At 66.6% G+C, this 14332-nt stretch carries 12 protein-coding genes; 5 read left to right on the top strand and 7 right to left on the bottom strand.

Translation table 11 applies throughout. The annotated features are described in order from the left end of the window. Positions 1–30: 30 nt before the first annotated feature. Positions 31–1380, bottom strand: a complete 1350-nt coding sequence (locus tag Q5H89_RS13310; RefSeq protein WP_305019817.1) for an MFS transporter — start codon at positions 1378–1380, stop codon at positions 31–33. Between the two features lie 202 nt (positions 1381–1582). Between Q5H89_RS13310 and Q5H89_RS13305 the strand changes: the two genes are divergently transcribed. The 3 genes from Q5H89_RS13305 to Q5H89_RS13295 all read left to right on the top strand — a co-directional run bounded on the left by Q5H89_RS13305 (position 1583) and on the right by Q5H89_RS13295 (position 4766). Then, positions 1583–2827: a glycosyltransferase family 2 protein gene (locus tag Q5H89_RS13305; RefSeq protein WP_305019816.1), complete on the top strand. Its 1245-nt coding sequence runs from the start codon at positions 1583–1585 to the stop codon at positions 2825–2827. Positions 2828–3064: 237 nt separating this feature from the next. Beyond that, positions 3065–3892 (top strand): polysaccharide deacetylase family protein, encoded by an 828-nt coding sequence (locus Q5H89_RS13300; RefSeq protein ID WP_305019815.1) that lies wholly within the window; start codon positions 3065–3067, stop codon positions 3890–3892. A 169-nt stretch (positions 3893–4061) separates the two neighbouring features. Then, on the top strand, positions 4062–4766 hold the full coding sequence (locus tag Q5H89_RS13295; RefSeq protein WP_305019814.1) for a DUF4288 domain-containing protein: 705 nt from the start codon (positions 4062–4064) through the stop codon (positions 4764–4766). Between the two features lie 4 nt (positions 4767–4770). Here the strand turns inward: Q5H89_RS13295 and Q5H89_RS13290 are convergent, their stop codons facing one another. Both Q5H89_RS13290 and Q5H89_RS13285 read right to left on the bottom strand, forming a co-directional pair. Next, the gene (locus Q5H89_RS13290; RefSeq protein WP_305019813.1) at positions 4771–6342 is read right to left on the bottom strand and encodes an ABC transporter permease/substrate-binding protein; all 1572 of its coding nucleotides are present in this window, start codon (positions 6340–6342) and stop codon (positions 4771–4773) included. A gap of 223 nt (positions 6343–6565) precedes the next feature. Next, positions 6566–7204 carry a CatA-like O-acetyltransferase gene (locus Q5H89_RS13285; protein WP_305019812.1) on the bottom strand — a complete coding sequence of 213 codons (639 nt, stop codon included), beginning with the start codon at positions 7202–7204 and terminating at the stop codon, positions 6566–6568. Positions 7205–7280: 76 nt separating this feature from the next. On the opposite strand from Q5H89_RS13285, the gene Q5H89_RS13280 reads away from it, so the two are divergent. Then, positions 7281–7982 carry an HAD family hydrolase gene (locus Q5H89_RS13280; protein ID WP_305019811.1) on the top strand — a complete coding sequence of 234 codons (702 nt, stop codon included), beginning with the start codon at positions 7281–7283 and terminating at the stop codon, positions 7980–7982. Positions 7983–8027: 45 nt separating this feature from the next. Here Q5H89_RS13280 and Q5H89_RS13275 read toward each other — a convergent pair whose 3' ends face one another. The 4 genes from Q5H89_RS13275 to Q5H89_RS13260 form a co-directional block, all read right to left on the bottom strand. Further along, a complete protein-coding gene (locus Q5H89_RS13275) occupies positions 8028–9002 on the bottom strand; it encodes an ABC transporter ATP-binding protein (protein WP_369810662.1) in 975 nt (324 codons plus the stop codon). 54 nt (positions 9003–9056) lie between these two features. Then, positions 9057–9434, bottom strand: a complete 378-nt coding sequence (locus tag Q5H89_RS13270) for a VOC family protein (RefSeq protein ID WP_305019810.1) — start codon at positions 9432–9434, stop codon at positions 9057–9059. A 218-nt stretch (positions 9435–9652) separates the two neighbouring features. Continuing rightward, positions 9653–10192, bottom strand: coding sequence for a dihydrofolate reductase family protein (locus tag Q5H89_RS13265; protein ID WP_305019809.1), 540 nt, complete (start codon positions 10190–10192; stop codon positions 9653–9655). A 32-nt stretch (positions 10193–10224) separates the two neighbouring features. Then, positions 10225–10647 (bottom strand): VOC family protein, encoded by a 423-nt coding sequence (locus Q5H89_RS13260; RefSeq protein ID WP_305019808.1) that lies wholly within the window; start codon positions 10645–10647, stop codon positions 10225–10227. A gap of 396 nt (positions 10648–11043) precedes the next feature. Between Q5H89_RS13260 and Q5H89_RS13255 the strand changes: the two genes are divergently transcribed. Continuing rightward, the gene (locus Q5H89_RS13255; protein WP_305019807.1) at positions 11044–14289 is read left to right on the top strand and encodes a tetratricopeptide repeat protein; all 3246 of its coding nucleotides are present in this window, start codon (positions 11044–11046) and stop codon (positions 14287–14289) included. Positions 14290–14332: the final 43 nt, after the last annotated feature.

The following is a 14332-nucleotide window of genomic DNA, read 5'->3' as shown; positions in this document are numbered from 1 at the left end:
CTACCGGCCGCAGCACGCTGGCTTTCTTGGCTAATCGCGCGCCACCTTGTAGAGCTTGGCCCCGTAAAGAAACACTACCGCGTAGCAGATAATGGGTAGGTAATAGGCGTGGGCCACGCTTACATCGGCCACCGGGCCCATCACAAAGCGCGGAAAAAGCGCCGCCCCCACCACGCCCATCACGATAAACGACGAGGCGAGCTGCTTGTGCCGCCCCAGGTCCTTCAGCCCCAGGCTGTAGATGGTGGGAAACATGATGCTGAAGAAGAAATTGAGCGCAATGAGCGCCCCAAACGACACCCAGCCCCAGTGCTGGGCCACGATGAGGCACATCACGATATTGGCCACGGCCACGGCGGCCAGCAGGCGGTTGGGGGCGATAAACTGCATGAGGTAAGTGCCCAGAAAGCGCCCCAGCATCATACCCACCAGGCTCAGGGAGAAGAAGTAAGCCGCCACGTCGTTGGCCAGGTGCGGCAGGCCGGGGGCTAGCCCCACGGTGCGCGAAAAAAGGGCGCCCACCTGCCAGAAGCCCTGCACGGCCGGCCCGGGCTTGAGGCCCATGTAGTCGGTGCCGTAGTTGATAAAATACGCCCAGGTGCCGCCCTGCGCGGCCGTGTTGAAGAGCTGGGCCACGCAGGCCCACACAAAGTGCTTGTGCTGAAACAGCTTTTTGTCGGCCGCCAGGTCGGTGGGGGCCTCGGCGGGGGCGGCCACCGGCTCGTCGGCGGGCTCGTCGATGAGCGGGGGCACCTTCACGAAGAAAAACGCCAGCCCGATGCTGCCCACCACCGCCCCGATGGCCGAGTAGAGCACCTTTACCGAGGTGAGGTCGCCGCTGGCGTGGGCGCCGCGCAGCACAAAATAGCCCCCAATGAGCGGCCCCGACACCGCCCCGATACCGTTGATGGCGTGGGCGAAGTTGATGCGCCGGTCGGAGCTTTTCAAGTCGCCGAGGCCGTCGAGGAAGGGGTGCGCCACCGCCTCCAGGGTGGCCAGCCCGCAGGCCAGCACGAAGAGGGCCAGGCGCAGGTAGCCAAACGAGAGGGCATTGGCAGCCGGCACCATCAGGAAGGCGCCGGCCGCGTAGAGGCCCAGGCCCAGCAGCACGCCCTTCTGGTAGCCAAAGCGCTTCATAAACCAGCCCGCGGGCAGGCCCATAATGAAATACGCTCCAAAAATGGAGAGCTGCACCAGCGCCGAGTCGGCCTTGCTCACGTGCAGCACCTCCTGAAAGTGCTTGTTGAGAATGTCGCCCATCGTGACGCCCACGCCCCAGAGCATGAACAACGACACCACAAAAATGAGCGTGAGAATGTAGCGCCGCTCGGTGAAAGGCGGCGGCGCAGCGGTGCGCACCGCAGTAGTAGAAAGGGCCATTGGCAAGAAAGAAGTGGCCCGGTACCGCCGGGCCAGCCAACGTTTAACCCCGGCCGGGTAGTTTAGTTAAGCAGCCGGAGAATAATCTGGCCTCGGCCCCGGTAAAAATTTCGAACTGCGTACAAGTCAGGTAATTCCTGGTATCTTGCTGTAGCTAGGGCCCCCCCCGCGGGCCTTGGCAAGCTGCCTTTATCGCTGCCGCATGGTGCTCCTCTACTCCGCTGCGTATTCCGGGCTGGTAAAAGGCCTGGCCCTGGGGGCGTGGTACGTCCTGCAAGGGTACGTGCTGCTCTTTTGCGCCTACGTGCTGGCCCCGATGGTAGCCTACGCGCTGCGCGCGGCGGCCGTGCAGCGGCTGTTTCGGCCCCCGCCGCCGGCCAGCGCGCCCCAAACCGATTTTCTGCTGCTAGTGCCAGCCCATAATGAGGAGGCGCTGCTGCCCGGCCTGCTGGCCAGTATCGGCCGCTTGCAGTACCCGGCCCGGCGGTTTCGCACGGTGGTGGTGGCCGACAACTGCCGCGACCGCACCGCTTGGCTAGCCCGGCAGGCGGGCGCCGAGTGCCTGGAGCGCACCACTGCCGGCCCGAGCAGCAAGGCGCAGGCTCTGCGCTACGCGGTGGCCGCCCTGGGGCTGGCCGCGCAGCCGGCGGCCCCCGTGGTGTGCGTGCTCGACGCCGACTGCTGCCTCGACCCGCAGTTTCTCGCCGCCCTCGACCGCCACTTTGCCCGGCCCGGCGCGGCGCCCGTGGTGCAGTGCAGCCGCCGCGTGGCCAACGCGTTTGAGTCGGACGTGACCATGCTCGATGCGGCGGCCGAGGCCCTGCGCCAGCAGGTGGGCGCCGGCACGCGCCAGCTGCTCGGGCTCGAATCGTTCATTTTTGGGCTGGGCTGCTGCCTGCGGGCGCCCGTGCTGGCGCGCCTGCTGGCGGTGCCCAGCGCCTCGCTGGCCGAAGACAAGGAGTGGAAAGCCTACCTAACCCGCCACCGCGTGCCAGTGGCCTACTGCCCGGCCGCTAGCCTCAGCTACCTGGCCGTGGGCACCGGGCCGGCGTTTCAGCAGCAGCGACGGCGCTGGCTGTCGGGCCACGCGGTTTCGGGCCGGGCCCACGGCCTGGCGCTGCTGGCCCAGGGCCTGGGGCGCGGCAGCCTCTCGCAGGTCGATTTTGCCTGCGAGCTGCTACAGCCGCCGCGCTCGCTGCTGCTGGCGGCCGCGCTGGCGCTAGGGGGGGCGGCCGCGGGGGCGGGGCGCTGGGCGCTGCTGGCCGGCTGGCTGGCGGCGGCGGCGGCCCTGCTGGGCTACGGGCTGCTGGGGCTGCACTTGGTGGGGGCGCGGGCCCGGCACCTGCGGGCGCTGCTCTACGGCGGGCGGCTGGTGGCCGGCGTAGTGAAATCGTGGGTGCTGATTGGGCTGGGCTTCCGCGAAAAAGAATGGCGCGCCACGCGCTAAGCAGGCTGGGGCCCGATTGCTAGCCCTCGCCACCGCGTGGGTGCTGCCAGCTCAGCTAGTGAATAAGCGTGTTGCTGCAAGCAGGAAAAATTCGAAAACGCGTCATGCTGAACGCCGTGAAGCATCTTTAGCGCTTCTTCTAAATCGTTCGGCGAAGTAGTAGAGCTGCTTCACGGCATTCGGCATAATTCGTTTTTAGAAGCTCTTTAAGTTGGGAATAAGTCCAATGAATAGGCTATGACGTATCCCCGGGTCAGCATTTTGATGTACCACGCGCTGGTCGAGCAAGCGGCGCCGTATATGGCGCCGGTGCACATCGAGCAAGCGCGCTTTGCCGAGCAAATGGCCTGGCTGGCCGCCTCGGGCCTGCCGGTGCTACCCCTGCGCGAGGCGCTGGCTACCCTGCGCCGGCCCGGCGGGGCTAGCCCGGTAGTGGCCCTCACCTTCGACGATGGCTACCACTCGCTCTACACCCACGCCCGGCCCCTGCTGGCGCAGCACGGCTTCGCGGCCACTTTGTTTTTGACCACCGGGGCGGTGGGCCAGCCCAGCTATGCTGGCGAGCCCCCCGGGTTTGCGCGCTCGGCCCCGCGCGGCGACCGCCCGCTCACCTGGCCCGAGCTGCGCACGCTGGCCGCTGCGGGCTGGGCCATCGAGGCGCATGGCGCCAGCCACCGCCCGCTGGCCGGCCTGGCCCCCGCCGAGCTAACCCACGAGCTAACCCAGAGCCGGGCGGCCATTGCCCGGCACCTGGGCCAGGCGGCCACGTACTACGCTTTTCCCTACGGCAGCTACGACCGCCGCACGCTGCGCGCCCTGGCCGGGGCGGGCTACGCGGCCGGGTTTTCGGTGCACACCGGCCCCGCCACGCCGGCCAGCGACGGGCGCCGCCTGCCCCGCCTCGAGGTAACGGCCGGCTGCGACCTGGCCACGTTTCGGCGGCTGGTGCGCACGGGCTACGTCTCGCCGGGGGCGTGCTACCGGGCGCGCCTGCGCAACTGGGCCTACCGGGTGCCCGCCGTGCACGATGCGCTGCTGGCGGCCAGCGGGCGCTGGCCCGGCTAGGGGTCTTTTAGTAGGAGTAAGGCGTGCTTAGCCGGCTGCCGTACCATATCCAGGCCGCCCTGCTAGGGGGCTTTTGGTAGGAGTAAGGCCCGCCAGATTCAGGTAGCTGCCTTGGCTACTACCCCGCCCTAACTTGCGCCCGCGAGCTGCCAGCGTTTTAGTTCACGTAATGAAATCAATCGGTAATCTACAGGCCTGGGGGCTGACGGAGAGAGAGTTGAGCAGACTGGCCAATCAGGCAGTTGTGCGCTTTACACTCGCTTACCCGGACTCCCAGACCGTGCTGGCTTACCCGCCCGCCGAGCGGCGGCGCCAAATTTCGGCCCGGCTGCGGGCGAAATACCAGGCGTTGAAAGCGGCGCTGCCACCCGGGCCATTCGAAAAGCTGGGTTCACACCACCGGCCGGCTGGCATGCGGCGGCGGCTACCCGTGGAGCAGCTTCCGGCGCTACTGGCGCTGGCGGCCGTCGAGGGTATCTGGGTCGAAGAAATCGAGGGGCTCGCGCCGCGGGCGTCGGCCACCGAACCCAAATGCTGGAGCATAAAAGCCCGCTTTGCCGTGCAGATTGAACACGCAACGACGGGCCGGCAACTGGTAGAAGAGCGCATCCTGCTGATAGCTGCGCGCAATGAAGAGGAAGCCCGGCAAAAATTGCGGCCCACGTTCGTCCGCTACGCCGAGCCTTATCTAAACTCCGACGGCCAGTTGGTGAGGTGGCAGTTCGAAGCATTTCTGGATGCCTACGAGGTGGAAGCCGGCCCGCTGGCCGGGTTGCTGGCTGCCGAAGGACTAGAAGTATTTTCGGAAACCAAAAGCCGTCGTTTGAAGTCCGAATTTGCCTGGTTGCCCGCTCAGGCCGCGTCGCCCGGCTAGGGGGCTATCGCCCCAGATACCCGCCCAAATCGGAGATGCTGGCAATGCCCAGCCGCCGTGCCTGATGCTGCCGCATCAGCAGGCAATAGGCATTGTTGAACCCTAGCGGGGCCCGCCAGGCTAGGCCGTAGCGGCGCCGAAACTCGGCCTGCACATACGTAAACACCGCCGCCGGGCGCCCGCCCAGCGAGTCGAGCACCGCCGCCGAGGGCTGCAGCAACACTTGTAAACCCGTGCCCGTGTACTCGGGATACATATCTATCTGGCCGCCGCGCAGGGCCTCAAAACAAATGGTGGTGCCACCCAGGCCGGTTTTGGTGGCCACCGCCAGGTCGGTATTGCCCCGGATGAGAGCCGCGTACATTTCTGTCAGAATGTACTGCTCGGCAAAAATCTTCGACCCCAGCCGCACCACGGCCGCGCCGGCGGGCAGCGGGCGCGGCGCTTTCCAGAGGCCGGCGCGGCGCAGCCAGGCCAGGGCCACGGCGCGGGGCTCCCGGTGTAAATAATCAACCTGGTAGTTCAGGTTGGTCATGGCCGAGTCGGAGAGCCGGCCGCTGAGCTGGTCGAAAACCGGGCCTAGCTCGGGGTGGGCGCGCAGCAGGGCGGGGCGCACAATAGGGGCGGCAAAATAGGGCGGCAGGGCGTGGCGGTCGTCGCGCAGCACGCGCAGGCCATAGGCCCGAATGCGCCCGTCGGTAGAGTAGCCGTCGATAACATCGACATTGGCAGCACGGGCGGCCTCGTACACCAGGGCGGGGGCTAGCACCACATTGGGCAGGTGGGTGAGGCCGTAGGCCTTGGTGAGGCCCGGCAGGCAGTCGGCCCGCCCGATAAACTCGGGGCTGAAGCCCGCCCGCAGCCGGCCCGCCGCCTGGGGCAGCCAGTAGCCGGCCGCCAGCAGGGGCAGGGCCAGCAGCAGCCCGCCGCCCACCGCCCGCAGGCGCCGGGCCGACAGCTGCTCGACCGCGCCCAGCCCCCAATCGAAGGCCAGCGCCAGCCCGGCGGCCGGAATGGCGCCGGCCAGTATCATCACCGGGTTATTGAGGGCAATGCCCCCAAAGATGAATTCGCCCAGGCCGCCGGCCGCCACGTAGGCGGCCAGGGTGGCCACGCCCACGTTGATAACCGTGGCCGTGCGGATGCCCGCCATAAGCACCGGCAGGGCCAGCGGCAGCTCCACGCGCCGCAAAATCTGGCCATCGGTGAAGCCCAGCCCGCGCGCGGCCTCCACTACGGCCGGCGGCACGCCCTGGATGCCGGCCACCGTATTGCGAATAATGGGCAGCAGCGAATACAGCAGCAGCGCCAGAATGGCCGGCGCCGCCCCAATGCCCAGCACCGGAATCAGAAACCCCAGCAGCGCAATGCTGGGCACGGTTTGCAGCACGCCGGCCACCCCTAGCACGGCCGGGGCGTAGCGCGGCCGCCGCGTGAGCCACAGCCCCACCGGCACGCCCACCGCCACGCCCAGCAGCAGGGCCGCCGCCGTCAGGGCCACGTGCTGCAAGGTTTGCTGGCCCAGCTTGCCGGCCTGCGCGTGCCAGAAGGTGAAGAGGTCGGAGAGGGTATGCATGGGGATGAGATAAGGGGAGTAATACTATTTAGGCGGTTGTTACCCCCAACTATTTTGTCATGCTGAGCGAAGCGGAGCGGAGTCGAAGCATCTTGGTCGCTTCGTTAAGCGGCTCATACGCGCCCTACCAAGATGCTTCGACTCCGCTCCGCTTCGCTCAGCATGACAGTGAGTAGAGCCGCTCGCATTATTATTGATTACTTCTCACTTCCTCACCTTCTCCTCATTGCCCACCCAAGGCCAGCCGCTGCTGAAACCCGTCCAGAAACTGGCCTACGTGGTAGCCATCGGCCAGGGCGTGGTGCACGTTCACGGCCACGGCCATGCGCTGGGCAGCGCCGGCCGCGAAAACCTGGCCGAAGGAGATTTTGGGGCAGCTGTCGGGGTGCCTGAAGCTGCGGGCGTGGGTGAGGCCCGTGAAGCGCACCCACGGAATGGCCGAGCAGTGCAGCACGTCGGGGCGGGCGGTGCGCTCGCTCAGGCCCAGGCCGCTGGTGGCCTGGATGGCCGCGATTTCGGCCTGGGCGCCGGCCACAAAATCGGCCAGGCTGGCCCGCTGCTCGATAAACGAAAAGCTGAACGTGTGGTCGGGCCGCCCGATGGTGGCCGAGGCGTGCACCCGGTCGTAGGTATACACCTGCCCCTGCTCGATGCGCTGGCGAAAGGCCTCCACCGCATTGGCCGCCTGCACGGCGTGGTAGAGGTAGTAGAGGAAAAATGGCACCCCTAGCCGCCGCGCCTCGTCGCGGGCGGGGGTGCAGTCGATTTCCGACACGAGGCCAAAAAACGGTTCGTCAAACTTCGAAAAGAACTCGAAATGCTCGCGGCGGGGCCAAGTGGCCTGGTCAATGAGGTGGCGCATGGGCGGCAAGTTCGGTAATTTTGGGGCTTCTGTTCGGGGCCGCCGCTTTTCGGCTGCCCGTTTTTTGCCCCAGCTCATGCTTTTGCGCCAACCCCAGCTCATTGCCTTCGACGCCGACGATACGCTGTGGCCCAACCAGCCGCATTTCGACCACGTGGAGCGCGAGATGTGCGCCATTCTGGCCCACTGCGGCGACCCGGTGGCCATTGGCGCGCACCTCTACCAGGTGCAGCGCCACAACATGCACCTCTACGGCTACGGCGCCAAGTCCTTGATGCTGACCATGACCGAAACCGCCATCCAGCTCACTGATGGCGCCGTAACGGGCCGCGAAATCCAGCAGCTGCTCGACCTGGGTAAGCGCCTGCTCGACTTCCCCATCGAGCCCCTGCCCGGCGTGGTGGAGGTGCTGAGCGAGCTGAAGCGGCGCGGCCACCGCCTGATGGTGCTCACCAAGGGTGACCTGTTTGACCAGGAAAGCAAGCTGGCGCGCTCGGGCCTGGGCGAGTTGTTTGCCTGGGTCGAGATTGTGAGCGAGAAAAACCCCGCCACCTACCAGCGCGTGCTGGCCCGCCACGGCGTGGACCCCGCCGCGTTTCTGATGATTGGCAACTCGCTCAAGTCCGACATTCTGCCGGTGCTGGCGGTGGGCGGCCAGGCCATTCACGTGCCCTACCACACCACCTGGGTGCACGAAGAAGTGCCCGCCGAGCAGCTCGTGGGCCTCGACTTCGGGCGCGCCGAGGCGCTGGTTGAGGTGCTGACTTACCTGAAATAAAGGCCGGCCGCAGTAGCGCGAAGCTTTGCGCTACCTGCTTGCCCGCTAGGCCAGCGTTTGGCCGAAAGCAGCCAGCAGCGGCCCCAGCGCCACGCCTACAGCCGGCGGGCCAGCCAGGCGCAGGCTAGCCGCGCCGCTTTCGCTGAGCAGCGCCACGGCCTCCTGTACGCTAGCCGTCGGGGGCAGGGTGGGGGCGCCGGCGGGCGCGGGCGCTAGCCCCGGTTGCCCCAAAAAGGGCAGTACCTCGGCCAGCGTGGTCACGCGCATTTCGAGGGCCAGGCGCTCGGCCTGGAAAAAGCTGCGCACGAAGTCGTTGGCCGGCTGGCGCAGCAGCTCGCGCGGCGAGCCCAATTGCTGAATCTTGCCGTTGTTGAGCAGCATGATGCGGTCGGCCAGCTCGAAGGCTTCCTGCACGTCGTGGGTCACGAGTACCACCGTTTTGCGGCGCAATTCATCCAGCTCGCGGAAGTCGCGCCGCACGGCGGCCCGCGTTAGCGGGTCGAGGGCCCCGAAGGGCTCATCCAATAAAATCACCGGCGGGTCGGCGGCCAGCGCCCGGGCCAGCCCCACGCGCTGCGCCTGCCCGCCCGAGAGCTGGGCCGGCAGCATGCCCGCGAAGCGGGCGGCCGGCAGGTGCAGGCGCTCCAGTAGCTCGGTAGTGCGGGCGGCCGTTTCGGCCGCCGGGCGGCCTAGCAGGCCGGGCACCACCGCAATATTTTGGGCCACGGTGTAGTGCGGCAGCAGGCCCACCTGCTGAATAACGTAGCCAATGCCGCGCCGCAGCACTTCGGGCGCCTGCTGGCGCACGTCGTGGCCGTTGAGTTCGATAGTGCCGCCATCGGGCTCGATGAGGCGGTTGAGGGTTTTGAGCAGCGTGGTTTTGCCGCAGCCGCTGGGGCCCAGCAGCACCAGGGTTTCGCCCCGGGCTACTTCAAAAGACAAATCATCGACCACCATCTGCGCCCCAAAGCGCTTGGTGAGGTGCGACACGCGAAGGACGGGGAAGGCAGCAGCAGTCAAAGCAAAGCAGGCCAAAGTGGCCGGGCCGGGCAAGGTACGGCCGCGCCGTGCTGCCTAGCGGCGGGCTGGCAGCTCTTGCAGCACCCAGGCGTTGCCGTCGGGGTCCTGGAAGGAGGCAAACTTGACCCCGCCCATGTTCTGCACTTCGCCCACGGCCACGCCCCGGCCGGCCAGCTCGGCGCGGGCTAGCCCAAGGTCGGCCACCACCAGGTGCAGGCCGCGCAGCGAGCCAGCCGGCATGGCCAGGCCCGCCAGCCCCTGCGCCAGCACCACGGAGCACCCCGAGCCCGGCGGCGTGAGCTGCACCACCCGCACGCTGGCGCCGGGCCGCACGTCGTGGTCGAGCCGGAACCCCACCTGCTCCTGGTAAAAGTGCTTGGCGCGGTCGATATCCGCTACCGGCACGGGGATGAGCTCCAGCTTGAAATCCATGTGGCGAGGTACAGAATGCTACTAAGTAATTGGTGATAAGGCGAGTCAGGCTGAGCGTGTCGAAGCAGCTCTGCTGCACCGCTGCAATAGTAACCTGGCGCTACTGGCCAAGCTGTTTCGGTAAGCTCAGCCTGACGGGCTTGCTTGGTTTTGCAGCGGTCCAACTAGCTTAAATCGCAAAAAAAAGCCGCTGGTGGCCCGGCACGGGCTAGCCAGCCTCAGGCCGCCGGGTGGTAAGTGAGCAGGCTCACGCCGGTGCTCGTGCGCTGGCTGTCGGTCAGCACGAAGTCGGTAGGGGCGCTGCCTTCCCGAAAAAACCGCTGGCCCCGGCCCCGCACCACCGGAAACACCATGAGGCGGTACTCGTCGATGAGGTTGTGCTGGCGCAGCGTATCGGCCAGCTGGCCACTGCCGTAGAGCAGCAGGTTTTGGCCGGGCTGCTGCCTGAGTGCGGCCACGGCGGCGGGCGCGTCGCCGGCCAGCAGGGTGGCGTGCCAGGTGGCGGCGGCGAGGGTGCGCGAGGCCACGAATTTAGGCATCGTGTTCATACGGTCGGCAAAGCCCTGCTCGTCGGTGACATCCGGCCAGGCGGCGGCGAAGCCTTCGTAGGTGACGCGCCCCAGCAGCAGGGCCTCGCTGGCAAAGAGCAGCGCGTGCTGCGCCCGGGCCAGCTCGTCGTTGAAGTAGGGGCCGGTCCAGGTGGGGTTTTCCATCACCCCATCCAGGGTGAGGTAAACGGCGGCAATTACTTTTCTCATCATTAAAATTAAAGTAGGGTAGCCGTGCCGGTTTAATGCGTTGCGGGCTTGTCGTAATTAAAAAGCCACCGAATGCCGAAGCGGTCGGTGAGGGCGCCAAACTTACCGCCCCAGAACATATCAGCCAGCGGGTCGATGATGGTGCCGCCCTCGCCGAGGCGGGCAAACAGGGTCGTGATTTCGTCGTCGCTGGCACAGTCGAGGGCCAGTGCCACGTTGGTGCCCACCGTGAGGGCGCCGCGCAGGCTGCCCGCGTCGGAGCCGGCCAAAACCAGGGCGCCCGCCGTCAGGGTGCCGTGCAAAATGTGGTCCTGCGCCTCGGCCGGCACCTGGGCGGCCACCGGCGAATCGCCGAAGCGGGTAAGGGCTAGCTCGCCGCCCAGGCACTGCTGGTAGAAGGAAAGCGCGGCGCGGCAGTCGCCGCTGAAAGAGAGGTAAGGACTAAGCTGGGCCATTGTAGTAGGTAGGAATGAGTGATGAGAGGATGAGGCGAAGGTAGGATAAGCTAATTAAAATAGCAAAAAAATGTGACAAAATAATTAGTATTATCAGGCTGGTTGGTTTCTCTGGCCCAGCACGCTGCCACTGCACCCGGCGCGGGCCTCTGCCTGGCTGCGCCTGCGCCGCTCAGAGACGTGCCGGAACCCGGCCGCCTGCGCCCCCTGGCCCGCGGCTAAGAAGGGAGAGGCGCTGCGCCCCGCCCCGCGTACCAAACCCAGACCCGCCACGTTATGCTCCGGGTAGGCGGGCGGCCCGGCCCAAAGGCCCTAGCCCGCGTTTTCTCGCTACTTTTGACCGTTCGCGGCGGGGACTTACCTGCCCCGCCCGCCCCACCGAACCGCTGCCCTCCCATGAAGCTACCCCCCCGGCTCACGCTGGCCGCCGCCCTGCTGGGCGCTGCCGCCGCCGAGCCCCAGCTAGCCCACGCCCAGCTTACGCAAACCGCCACCGCGCCCGAGCGCTTCTTCCAGGAAGGCCTCGACCTCTTCGATAGAAAGCAGTATGGTGCCGCCCAGCAGGCCTTTCAGCAGTATATGCAGGCGGCCCCCGCCCGGGTGGGCGAGCAGAGCGGCCCCGCCGCCGCCAGCGGCCGCTTCGAGCGCCTGGCCGATGCCGAGTACTACTACGCCGTGAGTGGCCTCTACCTGCTGCACCCCGATGCCGAGGGCCTTATCCTCGATTTTGCCCGCCAGCACCCGGCCCACCCGCGCGCGGCGGTGGCGTATTTTGAGCTGGCCAAGTTTTACTACGACCAGCAGAACTACGCCCAGGCCAGTACCTACTTCCAGAAGGTAGCCCCCGCCAACCTGAGCCAAAGCCAGCGGGCCGAGTCTGATTTCAAGCTGGGCTACAGCCACTTTCAGCTCAAGGAATACGACCAGGCACGCATCCTGTTCGACCGCAACAAGCAGGAGGTCAGCCAGTACCGCTACGCCAGCTCGTACTACGCGGGCTACCTGGCCTTTCGGGCCGGCGACTACGCCGGGGCGCGCAAAGACCTGCTCGTAGCGGCCGAAAACGACGCCTACCGCGGCGTGGTGCCGGCCATCATGACCCAGATTTATTACCGCGAGGGCAACTACGATGGCCTCATCGGCTACGCCACCAAGGCCCTGACGCAAACGCCGCCGCCCCAGAGCGCCGACGAGATTCAGCTGCTCGTGGGCGACGCCTATTACCAGAAGCAGGACTACAAGCAGGCCGGCCAGTACTTCGACCAGTACGCGGCCGCTCACAAGGGCAAAATCGAGCCTGGCCTGCAGTACAAAATCGGCTTTGCCAACTACAAGGAGGGCGACTACCCGCACGCCATTGCCAACCTCAAGAACGTGGCCACCCGCCGCGACTCGCTAGGGCAGAACGCGGCCTACCATCTGGGCCTTAGCTACTTGCAGGCCGGCCAGAAAACGGCTGCCCTGGCCGCCTTCGACGCCGCCCGCCAGAGTACGATTGAGAAGACGCTGTCGGAAAACGCTACCCTTAAGTACGCCCAGGTGCAGTACGAGCTGGGCAACCTGCCCGAGGTAATCGCCGCCCTGCGCGACTTCCGCCGCAAGTACCCGCGCTCGAAAAACCAGCCCGTGGTGGACCAGCTGCTCAGCGACGGCTTCCTCTCCAGCACCGACTATGCCGAGGCCCTGAGCTACCTGGAAGGGCTAGGCGAGGACCGGGGCGACAAGCTCAACGGTACCTACCAGCGCATTGCGTATTCGCAGGCCGCTACGCTCTACAACGACGGCAAGTATACCGAGGCCTTGCCCTTGCTGGATAAAAGCCTGAAGTACCCGCAGGACGACGCCCTGCGCGCCGCTGCCCAGGTGCTGCGCGGCGAAATCTACTCCGTGGGCCAGCAGTACCCGGAGGCTATCACGGCCTACGCCGCGGCCGCCCGCTCGGCCCGCCAGGGCGGCGTGAGCGACGACGAAACGCAGTACGTGCAATTGGCCCGCTACGGGCTGGGGTATGCCTACTACAACACCAAGCAGTACGAGAAGGCCCGGCCCCAATTTCAGGCCTACCTGAGCGACGCGGCCGCCAAGCCTGCCGACCCCAACTACTACGATACCACCCTGCGCCTGGCCGACACCTACTACGTGGCCAAAAGCTACCAGCAGGCGCTCGATTTGTACGACAAAGTTATTCAGGCCAATGCGCCCGACAAGGACTACGCCTACTACCAGAAGGGCCTGACCCTGGGGCTGCTAGGCCGCAAGGACGAGGCTAGCCAGACGCTGGCTGCCCTGCTCAAGAGCAACCCCGATTCGCGCTACGCCGAGCAGGCGGTGTTTCAGCAGGCGCAGCTCGATTTTCAGGCCGGCGATTACGGTCCGGCGGCCGAGGGCTTCACCCGCCTCATCCAGAACCGGCCTACGTCTAGCCTGTTGCCCGATGCCTACCAGCGCCGCGGCGTGGCCTACGCCAACCTCGAGCAGCAGGACAAGGCCGTGGCCGACTTCCAGAAAGTGCTGACCGACTACCCGCGCAGCAGCGCCGCCCAGCAGGCCCTCTACAGCCTGCAGGAAAGCCTGACGGCCCTAGGCCGCACCGAGGAGTTTGACCAGGCCCTAGCCAATTTCAAGGCCCAAAACCCCAACAGCAAGGCCACCGAGAGCGTCGAGTTTGAGGCCGCCAAGTCTTTGTACCTGGCCGAGAAGTACGCTCAGGCGCTGCCCCGCGTGCAGGCCTACCTCAAGCAGTACCCCGATAATGCGCTAGCCCCCGACGCCCGCTTTATCCTGGCCGACTCCTACGTGCGCACCGGCGCCAAGGCCCAGGCGCTGCCGCTGCTGAAAGCCGTGGTAGCCGAAAACAAGAGCGAGTTTGTGAACCGCGCCGTGGGCCGCGTGGCCGACCTGGAGCTGGAAAACAAGAATTACCCCGAGGCCATCAAGTACTACGAGCGCCTGCGCACGGCCTCCAGCAACCGCCGCGAGGTGGCCACTGCCACGCTAGGGCTGCTCAAAGCCTACTACGAGAGCGGCGACTATGCCAAGGCCCGCAGCACCGCTACCGACCTGGCCGGGCTGGCCGGCGCCACCGCCAGCGCTGCCAACACCGCGCTGCTCTACCAGGGCAAGGCCGATTTCAAGCTCGGCAACCTCGACCAGGCGGCCACTGAGCTGGCCGCCACCGTGGCCGCTGCCCCCAGCGACGTCACTGGCGCCGAGGCGCAGTACACCCTGGCCGACGTGCTGTTCAGGCAGAAGAAATACGACGAGGCCATCACCGAAGCATTCAAGGTGAACTCCAACTACAGCGCCTACGAGCTGTGGCAGGGCCGCGCCTTTTTGCTGCTCGCCGATGTGTACACGGCCCAGCGCGACATCTTCCAGGCGCGCGCCACGCTCAACTCGGTTATCGACAATAAATTTCCGGTGGCTGAGGTAATCGAGGGGGCCCGCCAGCGCCTCAAGGCCCTGCCCGCCAGCGACGACGCGCCCGCCCCGGCCGCCGAGGAGCCTACGAAAGCCGCACCCAGCAAGCCCGCCGCCCCGGCCAAGGCTAGCCCCGCCCCGCCCGCCAAAACCACCCCGGCCAGGGCGCCGGCTACTACGCCAGCGCCCACTAAAACACCCGTGCGCAAGCCAGCGAAGTAAGCCGCCGCCTCGCCGGCCTGGGCCAACGTCCGAAAGCCCCGGC

The sequence above is a fragment of the Hymenobacter cheonanensis genome (assembly GCF_030581075.1).
GTDB lineage: Bacteria > Bacteroidota > Bacteroidia > Cytophagales > Hymenobacteraceae > Hymenobacter.
The sequence above is the reverse complement of the archived record's forward strand: the minus strand, read 5'-3'. Positions and strand labels throughout refer to the sequence as shown.

Bases quoted from the DNA above. Each gene is read 5' to 3' on its own strand.
- Q5H89_RS13310 (WP_305019817.1), bottom strand. From the start codon at position 1,380: ATGGCCCTTTCTACTACTGCGGTGCGCACCGCTGCGCCGCCGCCTTTC.
- Q5H89_RS13305 (WP_305019816.1), top strand. From the start codon at position 1,583: ATGGTGCTCCTCTACTCCGCTGCGTATTCCGGGCTGGTAAAAGGCCTG.
- Q5H89_RS13300 (WP_305019815.1), top strand. From the start codon at position 3,065: ATGACGTATCCCCGGGTCAGCATTTTGATGTACCACGCGCTGGTCGAG.
- Q5H89_RS13295 (WP_305019814.1), top strand. From the start codon at position 4,062: ATGAAATCAATCGGTAATCTACAGGCCTGGGGGCTGACGGAGAGAGAG.
- Q5H89_RS13290 (WP_305019813.1), bottom strand. From the start codon at position 6,342: ATGCATACCCTCTCCGACCTCTTCACCTTCTGGCACGCGCAGGCCGGC.
- Q5H89_RS13285 (WP_305019812.1), bottom strand. From the start codon at position 7,204: ATGCGCCACCTCATTGACCAGGCCACTTGGCCCCGCCGCGAGCATTTC.
- Q5H89_RS13280 (WP_305019811.1), top strand. From the start codon at position 7,281: ATGCTTTTGCGCCAACCCCAGCTCATTGCCTTCGACGCCGACGATACG.
- Q5H89_RS13270 (WP_305019810.1), bottom strand. From the start codon at position 9,434: ATGGATTTCAAGCTGGAGCTCATCCCCGTGCCGGTAGCGGATATCGAC.
- Q5H89_RS13265 (WP_305019809.1), bottom strand. From the start codon at position 10,192: ATGAGAAAAGTAATTGCCGCCGTTTACCTCACCCTGGATGGGGTGATG.
- Q5H89_RS13260 (WP_305019808.1), bottom strand. From the start codon at position 10,647: ATGGCCCAGCTTAGTCCTTACCTCTCTTTCAGCGGCGACTGCCGCGCC.
- Q5H89_RS13255 (WP_305019807.1), top strand. From the start codon at position 11,044: ATGAAGCTACCCCCCCGGCTCACGCTGGCCGCCGCCCTGCTGGGCGCT.